Here is a 25,884-nt window from a genome sequence, read left to right as displayed (position 1 = left end):
CCTACAACGGGAGTGAGGTCGCTTTCAGCATCCCGTTCATCCCTCGAATGCTCACCAAGCTTGCGATTGCCCAAGCCTTCGGCGACTATGCGCGCCATATAGGGGTAGGGGGTATAGGTATGTCGCACATTCATGAACACAAAGACGAGCTGCTCAACCGTGTACGACGCATTGCCGGGCAGGTGCAGGCGGTGGAAAAAGCGCTGGAAGGCGATGCCGATTGCGCCAAGACCTTGCATCTGGTGGCGGCGATTCGCGGGGCGGTCAACGGGTTGATGGAGCAGTTCATCGAGGCTCACACCCGTGAGCACGTGGCGCATCCCGACCTCACCGACGAACAGCGCGCTCAGGGCGCCGAAGATCTGTTGCAAGCCATCCGCCGTTATTCCAAATAGAGCATCCGTATCATGAGCCTGACCCCAAGCGCTGAGCGTTTCAGCCACGATCACCAATTCCTCGGCGCGTCTCACGACGAAAACGCCCGCCGCACCCTGTGGGTGGTGGCGCTGACATTTGTGATGATGATCGGCGAGATCGCCGCCGGTTATCTCACCGGCTCCATGGCCCTGCTGGCCGACGGTTTCCACATGGCGACCCATGCCGGGGCGTTGGGCATTGCTGCTGCGGCCTATGGTTTCGCCCGGCGCAACGCCAACAACCGCCGCTACAGTTTCGGCACCGGCAAGGTCGGCGATCTGGCCGGTTTTGCTTCAGCCATGGTGCTGGGGCTGGTGTCGCTGGGCATTGCCGGCGAGTCGATTTTTCGCTTGTTTGAACCAACTACCGTGGCGTTCGGCGAAGCGACCCTGATCGCGATTGTCGGGTTGGGCGTGAACATCCTCAGCGCCTTCCTGCTGATGGGCCATCACGGCCACGACCATGGCCATCAGCATGATCACGCGCACGGCCACGATCATCATCACCATCACGACAACAACCTGCGCTCGGCCTACGTCCACGTGCTGGCCGATGCCCTGACCTCGGTGCTGGCAATTGCCGCGCTGCTGGCCGGCCGCTATTTGGGTTGGGTGTGGCTGGATCCGGCGATGGGGATTGTCGGCTCGATTGTCATCGCGAAATGGGCTTACAACCTGATGCGCGACAGCGCTGCGGTGCTGCTCGACACCACCGACGAACCGGTTGCCGCAGAGATTCGCGAACTGCTGGAAACCTCGGACGATGTGTGCATCAGCGATCTGCATGTCTGGCAGGTCGGCCCGCAGGCGCGGGCGGCGATTGTCAGTGTGGTCGCGGCGGCGGGCGTGACAGCGGAGGCGATCCGCGAGCGGCTGGCGCCGGTACATGAGCTGTCGCACCTGACCATCGAGTTGCGCAGCGTTTAAGGCTGCACTGCGCTGAACAGTGGAATCCGCCCGTTGAGGGAGGGGCGGTAATGCCACGTCAGTTGTTGCAGATTCATACCCTGATCAAGGATTTCTCTGACAGTCGCAGCGGCAATGTTCAACGCCAGCGTCTGCCCCGGACACTGATGCCGGCCGCTGCCAAAGCTGAAACTGCGCCGGTCAGGACGATCCAGCAGAAACCGTTCAGGCGCTTCATTCAATAATGGATCGCGGTTGGCCGAGGCCAGCAGCACCAGAATCACTTCGCCAGCCTCGAGCCGCACGCCATCGATCTCGCAAGTCTGTGCGACAAAGCGCCGAGTGTTCTGCACTGGCGGATCAAAGCGCTGAACCTCGGCCAACAGTGCGTCCACTGAGGCATGGCGCAATTCGGGCTGACGTCGCAGCGCTATCAGTGCATTGCCGATCAGTCCCGCACTGGCCTCGAGCGTCTGCGAACAGAGACCGATCAGGTTGGCGATCAGGGTTTCTTCGTCTCCTGTAAATCGCTGCTCGATAGCCTTGAGCAACTCGCTATCGGCTTCGGCCAGCAACTCGATGAAATAGCCGTGCAATTGCTCCGCCGCCGCATGCGCCGCCGCCAGTTGCAGGTCATTGCTCAGCGGCGACAGGCAGGCGACGAAATCCGCGGTCAGTTCACTGATCGCCCGGCCTTGCGCCGGGGTGAAGCCGAGCAGCGCCGCGACCACGCACACCGGGCCGCGAAACATCGCCTTATATAAGCCGTCGGCGTCCGCTGTAATCAGACGCGCGGCCACCAGTGCGCGTACTTGCTCCTCATCTATCAACTGCAGTGACGGCTCGATTGCCGCACGCGGACAGCGCTGATGTTCGCCATCGTTCATCCGCATCAACTGCCCGAACACCTTGCCGGCCAGCCCCGAGGCAATCGCCTTGGGCACCGGTTCCTGCGACGGTCGCACCCGACAATCGGCATGCGTCAGCACCGCACGCACCGCTCGGGCGCTGCTGGCGACCCACAGCTTCAATCCATGATCAAAGGTCAGTCCGCCCTCGGCGCGCAGTTTGGCGTAGTAGGGGTAGGGATCGGCATGCGTCGCAGCGATGATCGGTTCCATGGTTCACAGCCTTGTGGTCGGGAAAGTGATGCGAGTATCTTCAGTTCGCAGCGACGACGATTCGTCGGGGAGCGAAATATGCACGCAGAACATCAAGACATCGGCGTTTCGCAGGTGGCGGCCGCCATCGCCGAACCGGCACGCACGAAAATTCTCTGCTCGCTGATGGACGGCCACGCCCGCACCAGCACTGAATTAGCGGCCGTGGCGGAAGTCAGCGCCTCCACCGCCAGTGCACATCTGGCCAAGCTCAAGGATCTGGCACTGGTGCGCCTGCATGTGCAGGGCCGCCATCGTTATTACAACCTCGCCGATCAGCGCGTGGCTCAGGCGCTGGAAGCGTTGATGGTGATCGGCCAGAACGCCGCACCTAGCTTCAAGCCGCACACCCCGGATCGCCTGCAATTCGCCCGCACCTGCTACGACCACATGGCCGGCACGCTGGCGGTGTTGCTCCACGACCGTATGCTTGAGGCGGGGTGGCTGGTGGAAACCGATCAGCGGGCTTATCGCTTGAGCGGCACCGGCGACGCGTTGTTTGCGAGCTTGGGGATTGAGGTGCAGGACTTGAGTACCTTGCGCCGCAAGTTTGCCTGCCGGTGCCTGGACTGGAGCATGCGCCGGCCGCATCTGGGCGGTTCGCTGGGAGCGGCGTTGTTGCAGATGGCGCTGAAACGCAAGTGGGTGACGCAGGATCTTGATAGTCGGGCGTTGGCGCTCACCGTGGCGGGGCGAAAGGAAATGGGTAAGCGGTTTGGTCTTGAGTTGCCTTTAGACGCAAAGATCAAAAGATCGCAGCCTGCGGCAGCTCCTACAGGGAGTGTGCACATTTGAAAAATGTCGACTGTTGCGAATTAATGTAGGAGCTGCCGCAGGCTGCGATCCTTTGATCTTGAGCTTCTGCCCGACGAGGTGCGCTTCTGGCACCTTGTAACCCCGTGCTCGGACCTATACTGTATATCCACACAGTAAAGAGCCCGCGCCATGCAAATCATCGACAAGCTCAGCATTCTCGCCGACGCCGCCAAGTACGACGCCTCCTGCGCCAGCAGCGGTGCGCCCAAGCGCAGCTCCGAAGGCAAGAGCGGGTTGGGCTCGACCGATGGCATGGGCATCTGCCACAGCTACACGCCGGACGGCCGTTGCGTGTCGCTGCTGAAAATCCTCCTGACCAATTTCTGTCTCTACGACTGCCAGTATTGCGTCAACCGCCGCTCCAGCGATGTGCCGCGCGCACGCTTCACCCCCGAGGAAGTGGTCACGCTGACCCTGGATTTCTACCGGCGCAACTGCGTCAGCGGGCTGTTTCTCAGCTCGGGGATCATCCGCTCGGCGGACTACACCATGGAACAACTGGTGCGCGTGGCGAAGCTGTTGCGCGAGCAGCACGAGTTTCGCGGCTACATTCACCTCAAGACCATTCCCGAGGCCGATCCGGCATTGATCGAGGAGGCGGGGCGCTACGCCGATCGCCTCAGCGTCAATATCGAACTGCCCACCGACGCCAGCCTGCAAACCCTGGCACCGGAGAAGCAGATCGGTTCGATCAAGCAGGCAATGAACACCATTTACACCGGCGTACAAACGGTGCTCAACGAACCGCGTTCGGCAAAATTCGCTCCCGCCGGGCAGAGCACGCAAATGATCGTCGGCGCCGATGACACCGATGACAGCACGATCCTGCACAGCGCCCAGTCGCTGTATGGCAACTACCGCTTGCGGCGGGTCTACTATTCGGCCTTCAGCCCGATCCCCGACAGCCCGAAAAGCGTGCCACTGGCCGCACCACCGCTGATGCGCGAACATCGTTTGTATCAAGCCGATTTCCTCTTGCGCAGCTACGGCTACAGCGCCGATGAGTTGCTCAAGGGCCCGGGTAATCTGGCGCTGGATATCGATCCGAAACTGGCTTGGGCGCTGCAGAATCGCGAAGTGTTTCCGCTGGACCTGAACCGCGCCGAACCGGCGCTGATCGCGCGCATCCCGGGCATTGGCTTGCGTACCACCGAACGTCTGGTGCAATTGCGCCAGCAACGGCGCATCCGCTACGAAGATGTGGCGCGCATGCGTTGTGTGCTGGCCAAGGCCAAGCCGTTCATCATCACCAGCGACTACCACCCGCAACAGGCCGAAGTCACCAGCCACATGCTCTATCAGCAACTGCGCGACCGGCCGCAGCCGCAGCAGATGGGGTTGTGGGGATGATCAATCTCGATTGCGACGACCTGTTCGACACCTGGCGCCAGCAGGCACGCTGGCTGCTCAGCCATGAAGTCGACCCGAGTCTGGTGAGCTGGGCGTCGGAAGGGGTGAGCGATCTGTTTGCCAGTGACGTTTCGGTGCCCGAGGGGCAGGGGCCGTTTCAGGCACGCATCCCCCGTGCACTGCTCGACACCCTGGAGCAAGCCGCGCGCTACCGGGGCGACCAGCGCTGGAGTCTGTTGTATGAAGTGCTGTGGCGAGTCAGCCATGGCGATCGCACGGCGATGATGGCTGGCGACAAACTCGGCAGCGAGTTGCAGCGGCGGATCAAGCAGGTGCAGCGCGAAGCCCACCATTTGCATGCGTTCGTGCGTTTCATCGAACGCCCGCAGGATCAGCCAGGCCCGCAATACGTCGCGTGGCACGAACCGGCCCACGACATCCTGCACAGTGCCAGCGAACATTTCATCGGACGCATGGGCCGACATCGCTGGTTGATCGCCACGCCGCGTGACGGGGTTTATTACGATGGCGAACAGTTGATTCATCAGCGCCAGTGCCCGGTGGAATGGCAGCAACTGGCGCAGAACGTCGATGACCCACACGGCGAATTATGGCTGACGTACTACAGCCACATCTTCAACCCGGCGCGATTGAACGAGAAGGTCATGCAAGGGCACTTGCCGGTACGGTTCTGGAAGAATCTGCCGGAAGGGGAGTTGATTCCCGGGCTGATTACCCAGGCGCGCACGGGCAAGCAGCAGAACGGACAGGCCAGCGGGATTGCCGCGCGAGCCGGCAAGCGAATTGCCTTGAAACAGAATGAGCCTGAGCAGGTCGATCAGCGGGTTGCCGACGCCATCAGCAGACCAAAACCGGCAAAGGTCACCCCCGAGACTTTTGCCGCCAGCCAGGATCCTTTCGGGCTCGACAGCCAGCCTTTGGCCGCATTGGCGAGCAGGGCATAGCTGCCGTGCACCAGAATTACCAGCACCGCGTAAGAGGCCACCAGTTTGAAGAACTGCGGGTAAAAAACCTGTTCAGTGTCGATGAACTGCGGGAATACGGCCAGAAAGAAGAAGATCGCTTTCGGATTGAGAAACTGCAGGGACGCGGCTTCGAGAAAACGGTAGCCCGGACGAGAAGGGCGAACCTGCTGCAGGCTACGGAAACGATCTGAACGCCAGCTCTTGAAGCCCAAGTACAACAGGTATGCAGCTCCGGCGTATTTCAGCACGGTAAACGCCTCGGCCGAGGCGCTGAGGATCAAGCCGACGCTGGTGGCGCTGAGGGCAGCCACCACGAACGCGCCCGAGGCGATGCCCAGAATGCCGGGTACTGCGCCGGTCCAGCCCAGGCGCACGGCGTTGGACAGGGTCAGCACCACGCCCGGCCCGGGGCTCAAAATGGTCAGGGCGGCGAACAGTACAAAGAGTCCGTAACTGTGCATGATGTTGCTCCGTCGAATCGCGTATCTGCGTGCGGGCAGATTGGCGTGGCGGCGACGCGCTGACAAACGCTTTAAATGCAGTGCATATGTGACTAAATTAGACCCATGAAAAATTCACTTCCCCCACTCAATGCGGTTCGCGCCTTCGCTGTGGCTGCTCGTCATCAGAGTTTCAGCCTGGCGGCCGACGAGCTGCATGTCAGCCATAGTGCGGTCAGCCGCCACGTCAAACTGCTTGAAGAACATCTGGGCGTTTTGTTGTTTGAACGGCGCATCAGGCAGTCGCTGCTGACGCCGGCGGGTGAGCTTTTTTATCAGCAAGTCAGCGCCGGTCTGGCGCAGATTGCCGACGCCGCTGCCGAGTTGAGGCGACAGGCAGCGCGGCCGACGATCACGATCAATGTCCGGCCGTCCTTCGCCCTGTTATGGCTGACGCCTCGTTTGGCGGACTTTTCGGTGCAGCATCCGCACATCGACACCCAGGTCGTCACGCAGACCCAGTCGCCGGATCCGGCCCGCGACGATTTCGACATTGTCATCCGCCGGGGCCGTGACGATTGGGCGCCGACGCTGGAGGCGCACGCGTTGTTCGAGGATGAATTGGTCATGGTCGCGGCGCCGGCATTGATTGAGCGACTGCCGCTGACAAATCTCGCCGGCCTCAGTGTGCATACCTTGCTCACCGTCAGGGCGCGGCGTGAAGACTGGCACCACTGGGCGAGGCATTTTGGCCAGAGTCAGAGCAGCACTCAGGTGATCCGTCAGTTTGATTACATGCACCGGGTGCTGGAAGCGGCCGTGGCGGGCGAGGGCATCGCGCTGTGTCCGACTACTTTGCTCGGCACACATTTGTCGAGTGGTCGCCTGATCTGTCCGTTGCCGGATCTGCGCATGCCGCTGCCACGCTATTACTACGGCGTTGCCCCGCAAGCGTCGGCGCACACCAAAGTGTTGATTGAGTGGCTACAGCAACAGCGCCCATGAAAAAGCCCCCATCGATCACTCGATGGGGGCTTTTGTGCATCAGCAGCCGTCAGATCAAACCTTGACGATCCAGCCCGCTGGCGCTTCGATGTCGCCGGTCTGCACGCCAGTCAGCTCTTTGTAGAGCTTCTGGGTGACCGGGCCGACTTCGGTTTCGCTGTGGAACACGTGCAGGTGGTCGTTGTAACTGATCCCGCCGATCGGGGTGATCACCGCCGCGGTACCGCAGGCGCCGGCTTCCTTGAAGTCCGACAGTTTGTCGATCAGCACGTCGCCTTCAATCACTTCCAGACCCAGACGGGTTTTCGCCAGTTCGATCAGCGACAGACGGGTTATGCCTGGCAGGACCGACGGCGAGTTCGGGGTGATGAACTTGTTGTCGTGGGTGATCCCGAAGAAGTTGGCCGAACCGACTTCCTCGATCTTCTTGTGGGTCAGCGGATCCAGGTAGATGGCGTCAGCGAAGTGCGCTTTCTTGGCCTGGGAGCCCGGCATCAGGCTGGCGGCATAGTTGCCACCGACCTTGGCCGCACCAGTGCCTTGTGGGGCGGCGCGGTCGAAGCTGGAGATCTGGAAGTTGTGCGGAGTCAGGCCGCCCTTGAAGTAGGCGCCGACCGGGATCGCGAATACCGAGAAGATGAACTCCGGCGCGGTACGCACGCCGATGTTGTCACCCACGCCGATCACGAACGGACGCAGGTACAGCGCGCCGCCGGTGCCGTATGGCGGGATGAAGCGCTCGTTGGCGCGAACCACTTCCTTGCACGCTTCGATGAACTGCTCGGTCGACACGTGCGGCATCAGCAGGCGAGCGCAGCTGCGTTGCATGCGCGCGGCGTTCTGGTCAGGACGGAACAGGTTGATCGAGCCGTCCTTGCAACGATAAGCCTTCAGGCCTTCGAAGCACTGCTGGCCATAGTGAAGGGCAGTCGAGCCTTCGCTGATGTGCAGCACGTTGTCTTCGGTCAGGGTGCCTTTGTCCCACTCGCCATTGCGAAAGTACGACAGATAGCGTTTGTCGGTCTTGATGTAGTCAAAACCCAGCTTGTCCCAATTGATGCTTTCGTTACCCATGACACCCTCTATCACTGAACAACCGTCGAAACGGTTCAAGGCTTCTGACGTTTTTTTGGATGGGCACAACAATACTTCATTCTTGAGCGGTTTCGCAGCCCGGACTATCGGATGACAGGCAGATAAATCGTGTCGGCCTCAAGAATTCGCGAGCAAGCCCGCTCCCACAGGGGGAATGCATTTCCCTGAAGAAGCCGCTCCCACATTTTGGAATACATTTCCCTGTGGGAGCGGGCTTGCTCGCGAAGAGGCCACCACTGCCACCATCCATCACAGATGCAACGCATGTCCCAACGCCCGCAACGCCGCTTCCTGCACCGCTTCACCCAGGGTCGGATGCGCATGAATAGTGCCGCCAATGTCTTCGAGGCGCGCACCCATTTCCAGGCTTTGCGCGAACGCGGTCGACAACTCCGACACGCCAACCCCGACCGCCTGCCAGCCGACAATCACATGATTGTCGCGCCGCGCTACCACCCGCACGAAACCGCTTTTCGATTCCAGGGTCATCGCCCGGCCATTGGCAGCGAACGGGAAGCTGGAAACGATGCAGTCCAGCCCGGCAGCCTTGGCTTCATCCGGAGTTTGACCAACCACCACCAGTTCCGGGTCGGTGAAGCACACGGCGGCGATGGCGGTCGGGTTGAATTCGCGGGATTTGCCGCTGATCAGCTCGGCAACCATTTCGCCCTGAGCCATGGCGCGATGGGCGAGCATCGGCTCGCCGCTGAGGTCGCCGATGGCGTAGACGTTGCGCATGCTGGTCTGGCAGCGGCTGTCGATCTTGATCGCCGAGCCGTTCATGTCCAGGTTCAGCGCTTCGAGGTTCCAGCCGTGAGTATTTGGCTTGCGCCCGACTGCCACCAGCACCTGATCGGTTTCCAGATTGAGGGTGTCGCCGTTCGGGTCACGCACCTGCAAGGTGCCGTCGAAACCCAGCACGCTGTGCTTGAGATAGAGCTTCACGCCCAGTTGCTTCAGTGCTTCGTGGACCGGTTGGGTCAGCTCGGCATCGTAGGCCGGCAGGATACGATCCTGCGCCTCGACCACGCTGACCTCGGCGCCGAGCTTGCGGTAAGCAATGCCCAGCTCCAGACCGATGTAACCGCCGCCCACCACCACCAGACGTTTGGGCACGGACTTCGGCGACAGCGCTTCGGTGGAGGAGATGATCGGCCCGCCGATTGGCAGGATCGGCAGGTTGACGCTGGTCGAACCGGTGGCCAGCACCAGATGCTCGCACTGAATCCGCGTATCGCCGACTTCCACGGTTTTGCCGTCGATGACTTTGGCCCAGCCATTGATGACCTGGACCTTGTTCTTTTTCAGCAGTGCGGCGACGCCGGTGGTCAGGCGATCAACGATGCCGTCCTTCCACTCGACGCTCTTGCTGATGTCGAGGGTTGGTGCCGAGACGCTGATACCCAGCGCAGAATGCTGACTGTGATGTTGTGTCTGGTGAAACTGCTCGGCCACGTGAATCAACGCTTTGGACGGAATGCAGCCGATGTTCAGGCAAGTGCCACCGAGCGATTGGCCTTCGACCAGAATCGTCGAAATGCCCAGTTGCCCGGCGCGAATCGCCGTCACGTAACCGCCGGGGCCGCCGCCGATAATCAGCAGCGTGGTGTTCAAGGTTTGCATTGCATCACTCCACAAACAGGGTCGCGGGTTGTTCGATCAAGCCACGAATGGCCTGGATGAAGAGCGCCGCGTCCATGCCGTCGACCACGCGGTGATCGAAGGAGCTGGAGAGGTTCATCATCTTGCGGATCACCACCTGGCCTTTGACGACCATTGGCCGTTCGACGATTTTGTTCACGCCGACGATGGCCACTTCCGGTAGGTTCAGCACCGGCGTGCTGACGATGCCGCCCAGCGCACCGAGGCTGGTCAGGGTGATGGTCGAGCCGGACAATTCGTCGCGGCTGGCCTTGCCATTGCGTGCGGCATTGGCCAGACGCGAGATTTCCGCGGCGCTGTCCCACAGGCTGCGTGCTTCGGCGTGACGCACCACCGGCACCATCAGGCCCACATCGCTTTGCGTGGCGACACCGACATGCACTGCGCCGAGGCGGGTGATGACCTGGGCTTCGTCGTCGTAACGGGCGTTCATCTGCGGGAAGTCGCGCAGGGCGACGACCAGTGCGCGGATCAGGAATGGCAGCAAGGTCAACTTGCCCCGGCTGGTACCGTGTTTTTCATTCAGATGCGCGCGCAGCTCTTCAATCGCGGTGACGTCGATTTCCTCGACGTAGCTGAAGTGCGCGGCGCGCTGGGTGGCGTCCTGCATGCGCTGGGCAATCTTGCGGCGCATGCCGATAACCTGAATCTGTTCTTCATCGTGACGCTGAGCGTATGCGGCGGCTGCCGGTGCCGAAGCGTTCGACTGACCTTGCGCCAGATAGGCCTCAAGGTCCTCGTGCAGCACACGGCCGGCCGGGCCGGAACCGCGCACCAGACGCAATTGAATGCCCAGATCCAGCGCATGTTTGCGCACGGCCGGCGAGGCCAGCGGACGTTCATCGGCCTCGCGGGCAACCATCGGGCCCTGGCAAACCGGTGCCGGGCGCGGCCCAGCAGCAGCGGCAGGTTTGCTCTCGGCAACTGTTTCAACTTTCGGAGCAGCAGGCGGCTCTTGCGCAGCAACCGGTGCTGGCGCGGCGGACTCTTTCAGATTCCCGGCGCCTTCAACTTCAATGCTGATCAGCACACTGCCGACCGCCATCACTTCACCCGGCTGACCGCCGAGCGCAATCACCTTGCCGTGAACCGGCGACGGAATATCGACCATTGCCTTGTCGGTCATCACGTCCGCCAGCACCTGGTCTTCAACCACCAGATCGCCAACCTTGACGTGCCACTGCGACAGTTCGACTTCTGCGATGCCTTCGCCGATGTCCGGCATTTTGATAACGTGCGTGCCCATTCAGACCTCCATGACCCGTTTCAACGCCGCGCCCACTCGGGACGGCCCTGGGAAATACGCCCACTCTTGCGCGTGCGGGTAGGGGGTGTCCCAACCGGTAACGCGTTCGATCGGCGCTTCCAGGTGATGGAAGCAATGCTCTTGCACCAGCGACACCAGCTCGGCGCCGAAACCGCAGGTGCGGGTGGCTTCGTGCACCACCACGCAGCGACCGGTTTTCTTCACCGACTTGACGATGGTTTCCAGATCCAGCGGCCACAGGCTGCGCAGGTCGATGACTTCAGCGTCAACGCCACTTTCTTCAGCGGCGACTTGCGACACGTACACGGTGGTGCCGTAGGTCAGCACGGTCACGTCCTTGCCCGGACGGGTGATCGCGGCGACGTCCAGAGGCACGGTGTAGTAACCGTCCGGCACTTGGGCCTGCGGGTGTTTCGACCACGGGGTTACCGGGCGGTCGTGGTGGCCGTCGAACGGGCCGTTGTACAGGCGTTTCGGCTCAAGGAAGATCACCGGGTCATCGTTTTCGATGGAGGCGATCAGCAGGCCTTTGGCGTCATAAGGATTGGACGGCATCACGGTGCGCAGACCACAGACCTGAGTGAACATCGCCTCGATGCTCTGGCTGTGGGTCTGGCCGCCGTAGATCCCGCCGCCGCATGGCATGCGCAGGGTCATCGGCGCGGTGAACTCGCCGGCCGAGCGATAACGCAGGCGCGCGGCTTCGGAAATGATCTGGTCGGAAGCGGGGTAGACGTAGTCGGCGAACTGAATCTCGGCCACCGGGCGCAGGCCGTAAGCGCCCATGCCCACCGCAACACCGACAATGCCGCTTTCGGAGATCGGCGCGTCGAATACCCGCGAGTTGCCGTACTTGGTTTGCAGGCCTTCGGTGCAACGGAACACGCCGCCGAAGTAGCCGACGTCCTGACCGAACACCACCACATTGTCGTCACGCTCAAGCATCACATCCATGGCCGAGCGCAGGGCCTGGATCATGGTCATGGTGGTCGTGGTCATGGCGGTTTCCAACTGAATATTGTTGTTGTGATCGTTCATGTCAGATCCCCAACTGCTGACGCTGGCGCTTCAAGTGCTCCGGCATCTCTTTGTAGACGTCTTCGAACATGGTTGCGGCGCTTGGAATCTGCCCGCCGGCGAGGGTGCCGTACTGTTCGGCCTGTTTCTGCGCGGCAATCACTTCGGCTTCGAGCTCGGCGCTGACGGCGGCGTGCTCTTCTTCCGACCAGTGGCCGACCTTGATCAGGTGCTGCTTCAGGCGGGCAATCGGGTCGCCCAGCGGGAAGTGGCTCCAGTCGTCGGCAGGCCGGTATTTGGATGGATCGTCGGAGGTCGAGTGCGGGCCGGCGCGGTAGGTGACCCATTCGATCATGGTCGGGCCGAGGTTGCGCCGGGCGCGCTCGGCAGCCCAGGCGGAAGCGGCGTAGACCGCGTAGAAGTCGTTGCCATCGACCCGCAGCGAGGCGATGCCGCAACCGACGCCGCGTCCGGCGAAAGTGGTGGCTTCACCCCCGGCGATGGCCTGGAAGGTCGAGATCGCCCACTGGTTGTTGACCACGTTGAGGATCACCGGCGCGCGGTAAACGTGAGCGAAGGTGAGGGCGGTGTGGAAGTCCGATTCGGCGGTGGCGCCGTCACCGATCCAGGCCGAGGCGATTTTCGTGTCGCCCTTGATCGCCGAGGCCATGCCCCAGCCGACGGCTTGAATGAACTGGGTGGCGAGGTTGCCGGAGATGGTGAAGAAACCGGCGTCCTTGACCGAGTACATGATCGGCAACTGCCGGCCCTTGAGCGGATCGCGCTCGTTGGACAGCAACTGGCAGATCAGGTCGACCAGCGGCACTTCGCGGGCCATCAGGATGCTTTGCTGGCGGTAGGTCGGAAAGCACATGTCGTCGATGTTCAAGGCCAGGGCCTGGGCGCTGCCGATGGCTTCTTCGCCAAGGCTCTGCATGTAGAACGACATTTTTTTCTGGCGCTGGGCGACCACCATGCGGTTGTCGTAGATCCGCGTCTTGAGCATGGCGCGCATGCCCTTGCGCAGGATCTCGACCGGCACGTTTTCAGCCCAGGGGCCGAGGGCGTTGCCCTGATCATCGAGCACCCGAATCAGCCCACGCGCCAGGTCGGCGGTGTCGGCGGGTTCGACGTCAATGGAAGGTTTGCGCACCGTGCCGGCATCGGTCAGATGCAGGTAGGAGAAGTCGGTTTTGCAGCCTGGGCGGCCCGAGGGTTCAGGGACGTGCAGACGCAGCGGTTCATACGCTTGGGTCATGGCTTCTACGCTCGATCTTGTGAATTTCTTGTAGTGAGCTGGCAATCATTCTTGGGTGAAAGAAATCTTGTCCTACAACAATCATAGGCCCGGCCAAGAAGAATATTTCTCTCTGTTTCGTTGCGCTGGAGACGATTTGCAGATAGAAATTCTGCATAAACATAAAAAACAGGTGGTTTTGTCTCATGCGCAAACTGGACCGTACCGACATCGGCATTCTCAACAGCCTTCAGGAGAACGCGCGCATCACCAACGCCGACCTCGCGCGCTCGGTGAATCTGTCGCCGACGCCGTGTTTCAACCGGGTCAAGGCGATGGAGGAATTAGGCCTGATTCGCGAGCAGGTGACGCTGCTGGATGCCGACCTGCTGGGCCTGCATGTGAACGTGTTCATTCACGTCAGCCTGGAGAAACAGGTCGAGGAGGCGTTGCAGCATTTCGAAGAGGCAATTTCCGACCGCCCCGAGGTGATGGAGTGCTACCTGATGGCCGGCGACCCGGACTATCTGATCCGGGTGCTGGTGCCGACGATTCAGGCGCTGGAGCGCTTCATGATGGACTTTCTGACCAAGGTGCCGGGGGTGGCGAATATTCGGTCGAGTTTTGCCTTGAAGCAGGTGCGCTACAAGACGGCGTTGCCGTTGCCGGCGAATGGGTTGACGCTGGGCACCTAGCGCTGACACTTTCGCCGCCTCTGGATCAATACCTTATTGCGGGGAAAGAGCTGAAACTCCGGATGTTTCGTGATCAGTCCACTTTTTGTAGCATCCAGATTTAAGATCGGCATACCCCGAAGCATTACTTCCGCTTTGTTTGGTCGTCGCGGTGACCTCGCGGTCTACCAGCCAATGACATCTGAGTTCGGCGCGAGTAATGCCTACGTAAGCTAAACGCAGTGCCTCATCTGATTGAGCGTTGTCATAAGGCGCTGGAGATTTGTCGCCCAGTTGGGTGAGGTTGTAAATGTCGTTGCGTTTGGATTTCGTCGGGTTATAGAAGCAATCACCGATAACGAAAACAGATTGCGCCTGCAATCCTTTGGACTTGTGAAAGGTCATCAGTTTGACGTTGCGCTGTTTTTTTTGCGCTTCGTGCAATAGGCCTCGTAGGGCTGTTCTGTATGCTTTTTCAACATCGCCAACGCGAAACACCATCAATATGCTATGACCGTCGTCATAGGCTTGTCTGACGAGTCGCAGAATCGTTTCGTCCGGCTCGACGATTTTTTTATCTTTAGCCACGTAGTGCATGTATACGGGTGTCTTTTGATTAACGACTTTTCCGTTCGCTGCAATCCCATGCTTGGCTTTATCGGTTGTGGTGGGACGGACAATTTGTTCGGCAGCATCAATGATTGTCTGATGGGAACGGTAGTTGTTCTGCATGTACAGAGTATTGCGCGTATGGGCGTGGAAATGCTTATGGAAGTCCATCAGATACTGGGGTGAGCTACCGCGCCAGCCATAGATACTTTGCCAGTCGTCGCCGACTGCCATCAGGCTGTTGCCCAATCCGGGCAGGCCTTGATTACGATTACGGATCTCTTTGCAGCATTGCCGGACCCAGGAAATATTCAAGCCGGACACGTCTTGGAACTCATCAATCATGAGGTGTCGCATGCCGTCTAGCTCGGCTGTTGGAATGCGCTTAATATTTTCCGGATTGTGTTCGCCAAACAGTGCGAATGCCTTGTTGAAGGTAATCAATCTTTTGGGCGACATGCTTTCCAGATAATCATGAAAGCCGCGCCAATAGATCTGCAAGGCGAGGTAGAAAGGCTCGCGTGGGTCGCCCGGCGTAAAATCTAATGAACCGATCGCCTGGACGACATCCAACCCCAGGTTCTCGATGTAGTTGGCTTCGGCAAAGAACACTTCGGTCAGCTTCGTTTCCTTGATAGTCGTGCCCGGCAAGTGATAATCAAAACCGGCATCCTGAACGATCATGTGCTCGGCATTGCCCATCAGTGTCTTTGCGGCCATAACGTTATTGATGAGAATGTATTTTTTCCCCCGATAACATTCTCCAATCATCGCCTGGCGGCTCCAGCTCTCTTGTTTGAGATTCACTGTCTGGCCTTCGCGCCTAGGAATTTCGCCCGACTGGTTTTTCGTGTCCGGCCAACCAAGAATTACCAGTGTTTCCAACTCTTCCAAGTAACCGTGGGCTATGAAGGGTTTTCTTTCGATGTTGAACGTTCGACGCTCGGCCACACCTGGAATTGGCCATAGACCCAACTCTACCCATGCGGCCTCAATTTCATCGCAGACAGCTTCATCCTTATCGGACATCTTGCCGAGAATCTGATTTTTTTTGTTTCGCATGGACTCAGACATAGGATCCGGCTTGACGAAGACGATCGATTGGTAGAGATCCAGGATGTGCTTTTTGAACGTCAGGTCTTTCTCGTAAAGGCTATTGAATACTTGGGAAAGAACCAATCCTTGCTCATTCGTGATCTTTGACGAGAAGGGGTTTTCCAGCTCGTCCTCATCCTCACCTGATTTTTTTGCGCCCAAGAAATCGAAATAGTCGATAGGCGCATCCGAGAACGCTTTCATGAAGCCGAATACTTTGCTGTGAAAGGTGCGTACCAAACTCTTAGTTTGATTCTCACTCAGGTCTTTGCCCCACGATTTGAAAATCTTCACCATCTTTTTCTGCAAGTCTTTTTTAGACTCAGTGGTGAAGGTAGTCACCTGCATGTGATGAAGGGGGATGCCCAGGTGAAAGTGTTTAAGCACAACACGCAAGGCTAACGTCGTGGACTTCCCGGAGCCCGCGCCAGCGATCACTGAAGTACAGGTCGTGTCGGCAAAGATCATTGCCCACTGCTGATCGCTCGGTTGTTCTTTCTCATCAAGTTTTTCCCACACCTCGTCGCGCATTTTCTGCTTGATATCATCGGTGATGGGCATGAGTTCATTGTCAAAAAGGGAGTGATCCTCTCCTGGCAAGGATGCGGCTGAGCGCAGGTCGTTGATCTTTAGAATGGCGCGCCCCTCTGCATAACCCTCAGCGTAGCCGAGAACCTTTCCGGCAAGCAGGCCCGCGTCATTGCCAAGCTTGATTCCTTCTTCTCTACCCTCGAAGAAGGATCGCCCGTCAATGGCTTTGAGTGCCTCAAGGACTTTGGATGACAAGTAGGCGATTGCGCGACGAGAAATAGAAAGGTGGCGATTGAATGTTTCAGGTTCCAGTTCAGGGGTTTGCCCCTGTGGAGAAGTTTGACTCATGGTTTCCCTGCAAAAAGTCTTCTCGACGAAGTGTGACTTCGACGATGTCCGTGTTATTGCTCACCTGCGCATTTGTAGTCGCAGGGAGTCTCCCGTAGCGGTTTAGGTTTCCGGATATTACACGGTAGTGGCATTTTGGCTAGGGCACGGTCCAGAGCGCTCCTTTAAATGAGGGAGCGAATAATCATCTGGGCAATTGAACTCACATTTTGTTGATCGGAATCTTCAGGTAGACAACGCCATTACCTTCCGCCGGCGGCAGGTTGCCGGCCCGCACATTGACCTGAATCGCCGGCAGCAACAGTGTCGGCATGCCCAACCCGGCATCGCGTTTGGTGCGCATCTCGACAAACGCCGCCTCGTCGATCCCGTCATGCACATGAATATTGCTCAGACGCTGCTCCCCGACGGTGGTCTGGCACTGCGCAGCGCGGCCCTCGGGCGGGTAATCGTGGCAGACGTAGAGTTTGACACTGGCGGGGAAGGCCAGCAGTTTGTGGATCGAGTTGAACAGTTGGTGCGCGTTGCCGCCGGGGAAGTCGCAGCGGGCGGTGCCGACATCGGGCATGAACAGCGTGTCGCCGACCAGAATCTGTTCGCCGTCGATCAGGTAGGCCATGTCCGCCGGGGTGTGACCGGGGACGTGCAGGGCGGTGGCCTTGAGGTTGCCGATCTTGAACGATTCGTTCGGTGCGAACAGGTGATCGAACTGCGAGCCGTCAACGCAGAATTCCGGTTCCAGGTTGAACAGCGCCTTGAACACGTTCTGCACCTTGCTGATGGACTGGCCGATCGCAATCTTGCCGCCCAGTTCGCGGCGCAGGTACGGCGCGGCGGACAGGTGGTCGGCGTGGGCGTGGGTTTCCAGCAGCCATTGCACCTGCAAGTGGTGTTCTCGGACGAAGGTGATGATTTTGTCGGCCTGCGCGGTGCAGGTGCGACCGGCAGCGCCGTCGTAATCGAGTACCGGATCGACGATTGCACACTGCCCGCCATCGGCTTCATAGACCACGTAGCTGTAGGTCGAGGAGGCGGGGTCGAGGAAAGCTTCAATCTGCGCGGGCATGGTCACCAACCTGAACCAGGGAAATGGGTTGCAACACTTTATCTAAAAACATAATGTTCGCAGCTTAAGTGACGTTGAAGGCATCGTGCAAATGCAATCCAGTCTGACCGAATGTGAAGTCGCCCAGTTGCGGGCGTCCGCCTCCAAGGCCTGCGCGCTGCTCAAGGCGCTGGCCAATGAGGATCGCCTGTTGATCCTGTGCCAGCTGACCCAGGGCGAGCGCAACGTAGGCGAGCTGGAAAAAATGACCGGCGTGCGCCAGCCGACCCTGTCCCAGCAACTGGGCATCCTGCGTGATGAAGGCCTGGTGGCGACCCGTCGCGAAGGCAAATACATCTTTTACGGTCTGGCCAGTCCTGAAGTGATTCAGGTGATGAAGACCCTGTCCGGGTTGTATTGCGGAGCGGTGCTGAAAAGCCTGGGCCATCAATAAATGTCAGCCACCACACAATCTCTGTAGGAGTGAGCCTGCTCGCGATAGCGGTGTATCAGCCAACATCTTCATAGACTGACATACCGCTATCGCGAGCAGGCTCACTCCTACAATGGATTTATGTGAAGGCCAAGAAATCCTTGCATGCAGCAATAAGGAACAAGCAATGAATGATCAACACTGGGGCCCATCCATCAGTGCCGATATCGTGGTCATCGGCGGCGGCACCGCCGGCATCGGCTTCGTCGCCAGTCTGCTCAAGCGTGATCCCACTCTAAAAGTGACCGTGATCGAGCCAAGCGCCCAGCACTACTACCAACCGGCGTGGACGCTGGTCGGCGGTGGCGCCTACGACGTCAAGGACACCGTGCGGCCGATGAGCAAAGTGATGCCGCGTCAGGCCACCTGGATTCAGGCGGCGGTGACTGGCATCGATCCCGATCAGCGCCAGTTGACCCTCAACGATCAGCGCACCGTCACTTACCAGAACCTGATCGTCTGCCCCGGCCTGCGTCTGGCCTGGGAGAAGATCGAAGGCCTGCAGGAAAGCCTTGGTCAGCACGGCGTAACGTCCAACTACAGCTATCAGCACTCGCAGTACACCTGGGATCAGGTGCAGAAACTGAGCGGCGGCAAGGCGTTGTTCACCCAGCCGGCGATGCCGATCAAATGCGCCGGCGCGCCGCAGAAGGCGTTGTACCTGTCGTGCGATCACTGGCGCAAAACCGCTGTGCTGAACAACATCAATGTCGAGTTCAACCTGGCCGGCCCCGCGCTGTTCGGTGTCGCGACCTTCGTCCCGCCACTGATGAAGTACATCGAAAAGTACAACGCGCAACTGGCGTTCAACAGCAATCTGGTCAAGGTCGACGGCCCGGCAAAAACCGCGTGGTTCGAGATCAAGGACGCTGACGGCAACCTCACCACACAGGCGAAAACTTTCGATCTGCTACATGTCGTACCGCCGCAAGTCTCGCCGGATTTCATCGCGCAAAGTGCGCTGGCTGACGCTGCTGGCTGGTGCGAAGTCAATCCGCATAGCCTGCAACATCCGCGTTACCCCGAGGTGTTCGGCCTCGGTGATATCTGCGGCACCAGCAATGCGAAAACCGCTGCGGCGGTGCGCAAGCAGATTGTGGTGGTCGCGGAAAATCTGCTGGCCGTGCGCAAGCAACAACCGCTGCCATTGAAGTACGACGGCTACGGTTCGTGCCCGCTGACAGTGGAGAAGGGCAAAGTGATCCTCGCCGAGTTTGGTTACGGCGGAAAGTTGCTGCCGACCTTCGCCCTCGATGCGACCGTGCCGCGCCGCTCGGCGTGGTTTCTCAAGGCGACGCTGCTGCCGTGGTTCTACTGGAACGGCATGCTCAAGGGCCGCGAGTGGCTGACCGGTTTGTCCAAAGTCGACTGAGAACTCCCTATGCTGCTGGCAAGTCTGTTTGGCGTATTGATGGGGCTTATTCTCGGGCTGACCGGGGCGGGTGGCGGAATTCTCGCGGTGCCGGCGCTGGTGCTTGGCCTCGGCTGGAGCATGACCCAGGCCGCGCCCGTGGCGTTGTTCGCCGTCGGTAGTGCGGCGGCAGTCGGGGCGATCGACGGCTTGCGTCATGGTCTGGTGCGTTATCGCGCGGCGCTGCTGATTGCCGCGCTTGGCGCGCTGTTTTCGCCGCTGGGCATTTATTTCGCGCACCAGTTGCCGGAGAAGATCCTGATGATCCTCTTCAGTCTGCTGATGGTCATGGTGGCCTGGCGCATGCTGCGCCGTGAGCGTGCGCAAGAGGGGCCGAGCGACCACGGCCACGCGAGCTGGGGGCAGAAAAACTGCATGCTCAATGAGCAGACCGGTCGTTTCGACTGGACCGCCAAATGCACCGCGACCCTCGCGGCGCTGGGTGCGGTGACCGGTGTGGTTTCGGGCTTGCTCGGCGTTGGCGGTGGCTTCCTGATCGTGCCGGCGTTCAAGCAACTGACCGATGTGCAAATGCGCGGGATTGTCGCCACTTCGCTGATGGTGATCAGCCTGATTTCGGCGATTGGCGTGATCGGCTCGTTTCACGCAGGTGTGCGGATTGATGCTCAGGGCGCGGCGTTTATCGTGGCCAGCATTGTCGGCATGATCATCGGCCGCAAACTGTGCGCGCGGGTGCCGGCGCGGACGTTGCAGGTGGGGTTTGCCAGCGTGTGTCTGGTGGTGGCGGGGTATATGTTGTTGCGTGCGTAAAGCAAAAATCGCAGCCCGTGAGGGCTGCGATCCATCAACCGGTTACAACACCAGATGCGGCAACCACAGCGAAATCGCCGGAATGTAGGTCACCAGCATCAACACCAGAAACAGCACCGCATAAAACGGCAGCAGCGCCTTCACGGTGCTCTCGATACTGACCTTGCCCACCGCCGAACCGACAAACAGCACCGCGCCCACCGGCGGTGTGATCAGCCCGATCCCGAGGTTGACCAGCATGATCATGCCGAACTGCACTGGATCGACACCGATGCCGAGAATCACCGGCATCAGGATCGGCGTCAGAATCAGAATCAGCGGCGCCATGTCCATCACTGTGCCGAGCAACAGCAGCATGACGTTGATGCACATCAGGATCACGTAGCGGTTGTCCGACAGGGTCAGGAACAGCGTGGTGATTTTCGCCGGAATCTGCATCAGGGTCATGATGTAGCCGAAGCTCGCGGCGAAACCGATCAGGATCATCACGATGGAAATGGTGCGTACCGTGCGGTGCATCAGCTTCGGCAGTTCACGCCACTTGTAGTCGCGGTAGATGAACATGGTCACGAAGAACGACCACAACACGGCGATGGCCGCCGATTCCGTGGCGGTGAAGATCCCCGAGAGGATGCCGCCGAGGATGATCACCATCGCCATCAGGCCCCAGAGGGCTTCGCCGACGATTTTCAACGCCTGGCGCATCGGGATGACTTCACCCTTGGGGTAGTCGCGTTTTTTCGCGAAAATCAGGCACAGCACCATCAGGCAGGCGCTCATCAGCAACCCCGGCACGATGCCCGCCATGAACAGCGAGGCAATCGAAACCGTACCACCGGCGGCCAGGGAGTAGAGCACCGAGTTATGGCTGGGTGGCGTGAGCAGGGCTTGCACCGAGCCGCTGACGGTCACCGCGGTGGAGAAATCCCGAGGATAGCCCTTGCGTTCCATTTCCGGAATCAGCACCGAACCCACCGACGCGGTGTCGGCCACCGAGGAACCGGAGATCGCGCCGAAGAAGGTCGAAGCAACAATGTTGACCAGCGACAGGCCACCGCGCACGAAACCCACCAGCACCCCGGCACACGCCACCAAACGCCGGGACATGCCGCCCTCGGCCATGATCGCACCGGCCAGGACGAAGAACGGAATGGCCAGCAGCGAGAACTTGTTCACCCCCGACGCGACCTGGATCATCACCGCCTGGAACGGGATGTCGATCCACCATGCACCGATCAGCGCGGCGGCGCCCAGCGCATAGGCGACTGGCATGCCGATCAGGATCAACAGGATAAAACTGCCTAGCAGAATCAGAGCGTCCATTAAGCGCCACCTTCACTTTCTTCAACCAGATCGAACTGCACGACCCGCCGTTTGCTCTGGTCACCGAGCAAGAGTTTTTCCAGGACGAAAACCAGCGTCAGCAAGCCGCCCACGGGAATCGGCAGATAGGTCACGCCAACCCGCAGATCGGGCAGGGCCGCCATGAACTGGTTCCAGGTGGACATGCACAACTTGGCGCCCCAGATCGTCATGAAAATGCAGATCGACGCCATGAGCAGTTGCGAGAATATCGCCGCCGCAGATCTCAGCCGGGGTGGCGTGCGGTCGGTGAGCATGGCCACGGCCATGTGCGCACCGGCGCGGTAACTGGCGGCGGCACCGATGAAGGTGAACACCATCATCAGCAGGATCGCCGTCGGCTCTGGCCAGCTCGAACCGGTGCCCAGCACGTAGCGGGCGAAGACGCCCCAGGGAATCATCAGGGAAATCGCCAGGACGGAAAGGCCGGCGACCCAGATGCACGTCATGTAGATCTTGTCGTTGATACGCAGCAGTAGATTCTTCATCGGGTTCCACCGTAACCGGGCGCGCCTGAGTGATCAGGTGCGCCGGGCCTGGTTAATGAGGACGGGGCGGGAGGCGTTACTGCACGGCTTCGATTTTCTTGATCAGGTCGGCGTACTTCGCACCGTACTTTTCCCGCACCGGTGCGGTGGCGTCGTAGAAGGGTTTCTTGTCGACCTCGATGAACTCGACGCCAGCGGCCTTGAGTTTTTCTTCGCTGGCAGCGGACTTCTTGTCCCACAGCACGCGCTCTTCAGCCTGGGCAGCCTTGGCGGCGGTCTTGACCAGCGCCTGTTGATCCGGGGTGAGTTTTTCCCAGGTGATTTTCGACATCACAATCGGCTCTGGCAGGATCAGGTGACCGGTCAGGCTGTAGAACTTGGCGTTCTGGAAGTGGTTGTGTTCGAGCAGGGTCGGCGGGTTGTTTTCTGCGCCGTCGATCACGCCGGTCTGCAAGGCGCTGAAGATTTCCCCAGTGTCCATGGCGATACCGTTTCCGCCCATGGCGTTCATCATGTCGATGAACATCGGGTTGCCCTGGACACGAATCTTCATGCCCTTGAGATCTTCGAGCTTGCGTACCGGTTTCTTGGTGTAGACGTTGCGCGTGCCGCCGTCCATCCAGGCCAGAGCCACGAGGCCGAATTCGGAGTTGGTGATTTTGTCGAGGATCTCGTCGCCCACTGCGCCGTCGATGACGTTACGCATGTGTTGATGGTCGCGGAAGATGAACGGCATGTTGAACACGTTCACGTCCGGCACTACCGGGCCGACGATACCCAGGCTGACGCGAGACAGCTGTACCGCGCCGACTTGCATCTGCTCGATGACTTCCTTTTCCGAGCCCAGCACGCCGCCGGGAAAGTATTGGAAGGTCAGCTCGCCGTTGGTTTCCCGGGTCAGGGTCTTGCCCATGTTTTCTTCGGCCACCACGGTGGGATAACCGGCGGGATGGATGTCAGCGAATTTGAGTTGCAGGGCCTGGGCGGCGCCAGTGAAGGTGAACATCAGCGGGAGTGCAGCGGCCAGCAAGGTGCGTTTGAAGTTCATGGGGGTGAGTCTCCAGTCTTGTTATTTTTGTGTTCAAGGCGCAGCGGTGCAGCAGAGGCAGGTGTTACAGGGAATCGTCGAACAGTGGTTCTTCCAGGCCTTTGACTCCGGGATTGAGGACGAACACGCCGCCGGCCAGGGATTGCGGATCGCGGTCGTCGCCGGGGCGAATCGAGGTCACGAAGAGGGTGTCCAGGCGGCTGCCGCCGAAGGCACACATCGTCGGTTTCTTCACCGGCACTTGCAGCGAGAAATCGAGGCGGCCGTCCGGGGAAAAACGGTGAATCAGTCCGGCGTCGTTGGCGCAGATCCAGTAGCAGCCTTCGGCATCCACGGCAGCGCCATCCGGCCGGCCGGGGAAGTGCTTCATGTCAACGAAGAACCGCCGATTCGATGGTGTGCCGGTCTCGGTGTCGTAATCGAAGGCCCAGATCAATTGCACGTGCGGATGTGAATCGGACAGGTACATCGTCTTGCCGTCAGGGCTGAAGCCGAGGCCGTTGGGCACGATCAAGCCGTCGAGTTGCGCTTCGATCACACCAGACTGCCCGGCGCCGTAGCGGTAGAGCCGGCCTTCGGATGCGTTCAGGCCCATGTTCAGCACCATGCTGCCAGCCCAGAAACGACCCTGGCGGTCGCAGCGACCATCGTTGAGGCGCATGTCTGCTCGGCTGTGCTCGACGGCGGCGAGCCATTCGCTGTCGAGGCTGCCATCGCTGTGCGGGTGCAGATGAAAAAAGCCGCTCTCCATGCCGGCAACCCAGTCGCCACTGCTGTGACGGGCGATGCAGGCGAGCATTTGCGGGGTTTTCCAGGCATGCACATGGCCGGTGTCAGCGCTCCAGCGTTGCAGCCCGCCGTTGGGAATATCGACCCAATACAGCGCGTTTTCCTGCGGCACCCAGACCGGGCTTTCGCCCACGGCGTTGCGCGCATCGACGATCAATTCGGCTTGCATACTCATTCCTTTGCGTCGTTGGCAGAGTGGTCAGTCGCCGAAGGGGCCGGCCGCGACGAACGCGCCGCCCTGATAGACCCGCGCCGGGTCATCGGCGGCGGGCATAGGCTGCGCTTCGACTTTTTCGCGGAACACTTCGGAGCTGTCCCTGGCCTCAAAACCGAGGTGACTGGCGAAGCGGTTGTCCCACCAGACGTCCTTGTTGGCGGACATGCCGTAGACCACGGTGTGGCCCACGTTTGGCGTGTACAGCGCGCGCTCGAGCAATTGCGTGAGGTCGTCGAAGCTCAGCCAGGTGTGCATCATTCGGCGGTTCTGTGGCTCGGGGAACGAGGAGCCGATGCGGATGCTGACGGTCTCGATGCCGTAGCGATCGAAGTAGAAACTGGCCATGTCTTCGCCGTAGGACTTGGACAATCCGTAGTAGCCGTCGGGGCGGCGGGCGCAACTGGCGTCGAGCGGCTCGTCTTGTTTGTAGAAGCCGATGACGTGGTTGGAACTGGCGAAGATCACTCGCTTCACACCATGGCGGCGTGCAGCTTCGTAGATGTGAAATACGCCGCAAATGTTGGCGCCGAGGATTTCTTCGAAGGGCCGCTCCACGGAGACACCGCCGAAATGCAGGATCGCGTCGACGCCTTCGACCAGTTGGTGCACTGCCTGTTTGTCGGCAAGGTCGCAGGGGACGATTTCTTCGCGATCATCAATGGCTGGGGCGAGGGCGGCGATGTCCGACAGGCGCAGGACACGGGCATAAGGGCGCATACGTTCGCGCAGGACTTTGCCCAGGCCACCGGCAGCGCCGGTCAGCAGCAGACGATTGAACGGGGCGCGGGGAGTAGAGGTAGACGTCATGGCAATCCCTTACACGTTGTTATTAGGTTTGTTGTAGGTTGTCGTATGACTGCGCTGAAGTATCGGTAGGGTTTCCGGAACTTGTCAACGCGACTTTTGGGGTAAATGACGGAAGGGGCTCATTCACTTTTCAATCACCGCGACGCCTTCGTTGCAATGCAATCCCCTTGTGGGAGCGGGCTTGCTCGCGAAAGCGGTGTGTCATTGAAAGATGAATTGACTGACCCGACGCATTCGCGAGCAAGCCCGCTCCCACAGGGAAACCCGGTGTGAGGACTGGCTTTACAACAACGAAATCGGATAGCTGATAAAGACCCGGTTCTCGTCGAACTCATTGGTGCTGAAGTCCCGGCGGATCGTCGCGTTGCGCCATCTCACGTTGAGGTTCTTCAGCGGCCCGCTCTGCACGGTGTATCCCAGTTCCGACTCGCGACCCCATTCCTTGCCGTCGGTTATCGTCCCGGTGTGCACGTTGTCGCCGCTGATGTAACGGTTCATCAGGGTCAGGCCGGGAATGCCGAGGGCAACGAAGTTGTAGTCATGCCGCAACTGCCAGGAGCGCTCTTTGGCGTTGTCATAACTGGCGTTGTAGCTGTCGTTGGCCAGGGTGCCGCCGCTGGTGCCGTTGACCCGCATCCACGCGTCATCGCCGCTGAGTTTTTGCAGGCCGACATAGAAGGTGTTGCCGCCGTAGCGGGCCGACAGCATGGCAAATGCAGTCTTGTTATCGAGGTCGCCGGCCTGGGCGCTGCCGTCTTCCTTGCCGGTGAAGAAACCGAGGTTGGCGCCCAGCGTCCAGTCACCCAGCGGCTGGCTGTGGCTGAGGTTGAAATACTGCT

At 59.9% G+C, this 25,884-nt stretch carries 24 protein-coding genes and 1 pseudogene; 10 read left to right on the top strand and 15 right to left on the bottom strand.

What is annotated here, in order from left to right:
* Positions 1 to 119 precede the first annotated feature (119 nt).
* The gene (locus tag V3W27_RS26585) at positions 120 to 395 is read left to right on the top strand and encodes a metal/formaldehyde-sensitive transcriptional repressor (RefSeq protein ID WP_003223990.1); all 276 of its coding nucleotides are present in this window, start codon (positions 120 to 122) and stop codon (positions 393 to 395) included.
* Between the two features lie 12 nt (positions 396 to 407).
* Complete coding sequence (gene dmeF / locus V3W27_RS26580) at positions 408 to 1,343, top strand: CDF family Co(II)/Ni(II) efflux transporter DmeF (protein WP_330207939.1); 936 nt, start codon at positions 408 to 410, stop codon at positions 1,341 to 1,343.
* On the opposite strand, the gene V3W27_RS26575 is transcribed toward dmeF, so the two are convergent.
* Positions 1,340 to 2,443, bottom strand: coding sequence for a cytochrome P450 (locus V3W27_RS26575; RefSeq protein WP_330207938.1), 1,104 nt, complete (start codon positions 2,441 to 2,443; stop codon positions 1,340 to 1,342). The two genes, dmeF and V3W27_RS26575, sit on opposite strands and share 4 nt — an antisense overlap.
* 78 nt (positions 2,444 to 2,521) lie before the next feature.
* Here V3W27_RS26575 and V3W27_RS26570 point away from each other — a divergent pair, with 78 nt between their 5' ends.
* The 3 genes and pseudogenes from V3W27_RS26570 to V3W27_RS26560 all read left to right on the top strand — a co-directional run.
* Positions 2,522 to 3,277, top strand: coding sequence for an ArsR/SmtB family transcription factor (locus V3W27_RS26570; protein ID WP_330207937.1), 756 nt, complete (start codon positions 2,522 to 2,524; stop codon positions 3,275 to 3,277).
* A 150-nt stretch (positions 3,278 to 3,427) separates the two neighbouring features.
* Positions 3,428 to 4,648 carry a putative DNA modification/repair radical SAM protein gene (locus V3W27_RS26565; protein ID WP_139055924.1) on the top strand — a complete coding sequence of 407 codons (1,221 nt, stop codon included), beginning with the start codon at positions 3,428 to 3,430 and terminating at the stop codon, positions 4,646 to 4,648.
* A pseudogene (locus V3W27_RS26560) lies at positions 4,645 to 5,463 on the top strand (TIGR03915 family putative DNA repair protein); the annotation flags it as partial. The gene V3W27_RS26565 and the pseudogene V3W27_RS26560, both read left to right, overlap by 4 nt.
* Before the next feature lie 23 nt (positions 5,464 to 5,486).
* Here the strand turns inward: V3W27_RS26560 and V3W27_RS26555 are convergent.
* Entirely contained in the window at positions 5,487 to 6,095 is a 609-nt protein-coding gene (locus tag V3W27_RS26555; protein ID WP_134786058.1) for a LysE family translocator, read from the bottom strand.
* A gap of 105 nt (positions 6,096 to 6,200) precedes the next feature.
* Between V3W27_RS26555 and V3W27_RS26550 the strand changes: the two genes are divergently transcribed.
* Positions 6,201 to 7,079, top strand: a complete 879-nt coding sequence (locus tag V3W27_RS26550; RefSeq protein WP_330207936.1) for a LysR substrate-binding domain-containing protein — start codon at positions 6,201 to 6,203, stop codon at positions 7,077 to 7,079.
* A 54-nt stretch (positions 7,080 to 7,133) separates the two neighbouring features.
* Here the strand turns inward: V3W27_RS26550 and V3W27_RS26545 are convergent, their stop codons facing one another.
* From V3W27_RS26545 to V3W27_RS26525, 5 genes are all read right to left on the bottom strand, one after another.
* Positions 7,134 to 8,153 (bottom strand): branched-chain amino acid aminotransferase, encoded by a 1,020-nt coding sequence (locus tag V3W27_RS26545; protein WP_027613221.1) that lies wholly within the window; start codon positions 8,151 to 8,153, stop codon positions 7,134 to 7,136.
* A gap of 270 nt (positions 8,154 to 8,423) precedes the next feature.
* Positions 8,424 to 9,797, bottom strand: a complete 1,374-nt coding sequence (lpdA, locus tag V3W27_RS26540) for a dihydrolipoyl dehydrogenase (protein ID WP_330207935.1) — start codon at positions 9,795 to 9,797, stop codon at positions 8,424 to 8,426.
* 4 nt (positions 9,798 to 9,801) lie between these two features.
* On the bottom strand, positions 9,802 to 11,082 hold the full coding sequence (locus V3W27_RS26535; RefSeq protein WP_330207934.1) for a dihydrolipoamide acetyltransferase family protein: 1,281 nt from the start codon (positions 11,080 to 11,082) through the stop codon (positions 9,802 to 9,804).
* Positions 11,083 to 12,141, bottom strand: coding sequence for an alpha-ketoacid dehydrogenase subunit beta (locus V3W27_RS26530; RefSeq protein ID WP_330207933.1), 1,059 nt, complete (start codon positions 12,139 to 12,141; stop codon positions 11,083 to 11,085).
* 1 nt (position 12,142) lies between these two features.
* Complete coding sequence (locus tag V3W27_RS26525; protein ID WP_003224001.1) at positions 12,143 to 13,378, bottom strand: 3-methyl-2-oxobutanoate dehydrogenase (2-methylpropanoyl-transferring) subunit alpha; 1,236 nt, start codon at positions 13,376 to 13,378, stop codon at positions 12,143 to 12,145.
* Positions 13,379 to 13,563: 185 nt separating this feature from the next.
* Between V3W27_RS26525 and bkdR the strand changes: the two genes are divergently transcribed.
* Positions 13,564 to 14,052, top strand: coding sequence for a Bkd operon transcriptional regulator BkdR (bkdR, locus tag V3W27_RS26520; protein WP_007965286.1), 489 nt, complete (start codon positions 13,564 to 13,566; stop codon positions 14,050 to 14,052).
* 33 nt (positions 14,053 to 14,085) lie between these two features.
* On the opposite strand, the gene V3W27_RS26515 is transcribed toward bkdR, so the two are convergent.
* Both V3W27_RS26515 and V3W27_RS26510 read right to left on the bottom strand, forming a co-directional pair.
* A complete protein-coding gene (locus tag V3W27_RS26515; RefSeq protein ID WP_330207932.1) occupies positions 14,086 to 16,614 on the bottom strand; it encodes a UvrD-helicase domain-containing protein in 2,529 nt (842 codons plus the stop codon).
* A gap of 202 nt (positions 16,615 to 16,816) precedes the next feature.
* Positions 16,817 to 17,680, bottom strand: coding sequence for an MBL fold metallo-hydrolase (locus V3W27_RS26510; RefSeq protein ID WP_330207931.1), 864 nt, complete (start codon positions 17,678 to 17,680; stop codon positions 16,817 to 16,819).
* Positions 17,681 to 17,771: 91 nt separating this feature from the next.
* Here V3W27_RS26510 and V3W27_RS26505 point away from each other — a divergent pair, with 91 nt between their 5' ends.
* The 3 genes from V3W27_RS26505 (at position 17,772) to V3W27_RS26495 (ending at position 20,334) form a co-directional block, all read left to right on the top strand.
* Positions 17,772 to 18,113 carry an ArsR/SmtB family transcription factor gene (locus tag V3W27_RS26505; protein WP_007965280.1) on the top strand — a complete coding sequence of 114 codons (342 nt, stop codon included), beginning with the start codon at positions 17,772 to 17,774 and terminating at the stop codon, positions 18,111 to 18,113.
* A gap of 166 nt (positions 18,114 to 18,279) precedes the next feature.
* The gene (locus tag V3W27_RS26500) at positions 18,280 to 19,524 is read left to right on the top strand and encodes an NAD(P)/FAD-dependent oxidoreductase (RefSeq protein ID WP_330207930.1); all 1,245 of its coding nucleotides are present in this window, start codon (positions 18,280 to 18,282) and stop codon (positions 19,522 to 19,524) included.
* A gap of 9 nt (positions 19,525 to 19,533) precedes the next feature.
* A complete protein-coding gene (locus tag V3W27_RS26495) occupies positions 19,534 to 20,334 on the top strand; it encodes a sulfite exporter TauE/SafE family protein (RefSeq protein ID WP_103369163.1) in 801 nt (266 codons plus the stop codon).
* A 42-nt stretch (positions 20,335 to 20,376) separates the two neighbouring features.
* Here the strand turns inward: V3W27_RS26495 and V3W27_RS26490 are convergent, their stop codons facing one another.
* The 6 genes from V3W27_RS26490 to V3W27_RS26465 form a co-directional block, all read right to left on the bottom strand.
* Complete coding sequence (locus tag V3W27_RS26490; RefSeq protein WP_027613212.1) at positions 20,377 to 21,657, bottom strand: TRAP transporter large permease; 1,281 nt, start codon at positions 21,655 to 21,657, stop codon at positions 20,377 to 20,379.
* Positions 21,657 to 22,184, bottom strand: coding sequence for a TRAP transporter small permease (locus tag V3W27_RS26485; RefSeq protein WP_330207929.1), 528 nt, complete (start codon positions 22,182 to 22,184; stop codon positions 21,657 to 21,659). Before V3W27_RS26485 ends, V3W27_RS26490 begins: the two co-directional genes overlap by 1 nt.
* A 76-nt stretch (positions 22,185 to 22,260) precedes the next feature.
* Entirely contained in the window at positions 22,261 to 23,232 is a 972-nt protein-coding gene (locus tag V3W27_RS26480; RefSeq protein WP_135295485.1) for a TRAP transporter substrate-binding protein, read from the bottom strand.
* A gap of 64 nt (positions 23,233 to 23,296) precedes the next feature.
* A complete protein-coding gene (locus V3W27_RS26475; protein ID WP_330207928.1) occupies positions 23,297 to 24,190 on the bottom strand; it encodes an SMP-30/gluconolactonase/LRE family protein in 894 nt (297 codons plus the stop codon).
* Positions 24,191 to 24,220: 30 nt separating this feature from the next.
* Positions 24,221 to 25,045 carry an NAD-dependent epimerase/dehydratase family protein gene (locus tag V3W27_RS26470; protein WP_330207927.1) on the bottom strand — a complete coding sequence of 275 codons (825 nt, stop codon included), beginning with the start codon at positions 25,043 to 25,045 and terminating at the stop codon, positions 24,221 to 24,223.
* 282 nt (positions 25,046 to 25,327) lie between these two features.
* The coding region (locus tag V3W27_RS26465) for an OprD family outer membrane porin (protein ID WP_330207926.1) at positions 25,328 to 25,884 on the bottom strand (557 nt) is incomplete at its 5' end.

Source organism: Pseudomonas sp. AM14(2022) (assembly GCF_036346455.1).
Lineage (GTDB): Bacteria > Pseudomonadota > Gammaproteobacteria > Pseudomonadales > Pseudomonadaceae > Aquipseudomonas > Aquipseudomonas putida_A.
This window is presented reverse-complemented; position numbering and strand designations above follow the sequence as displayed.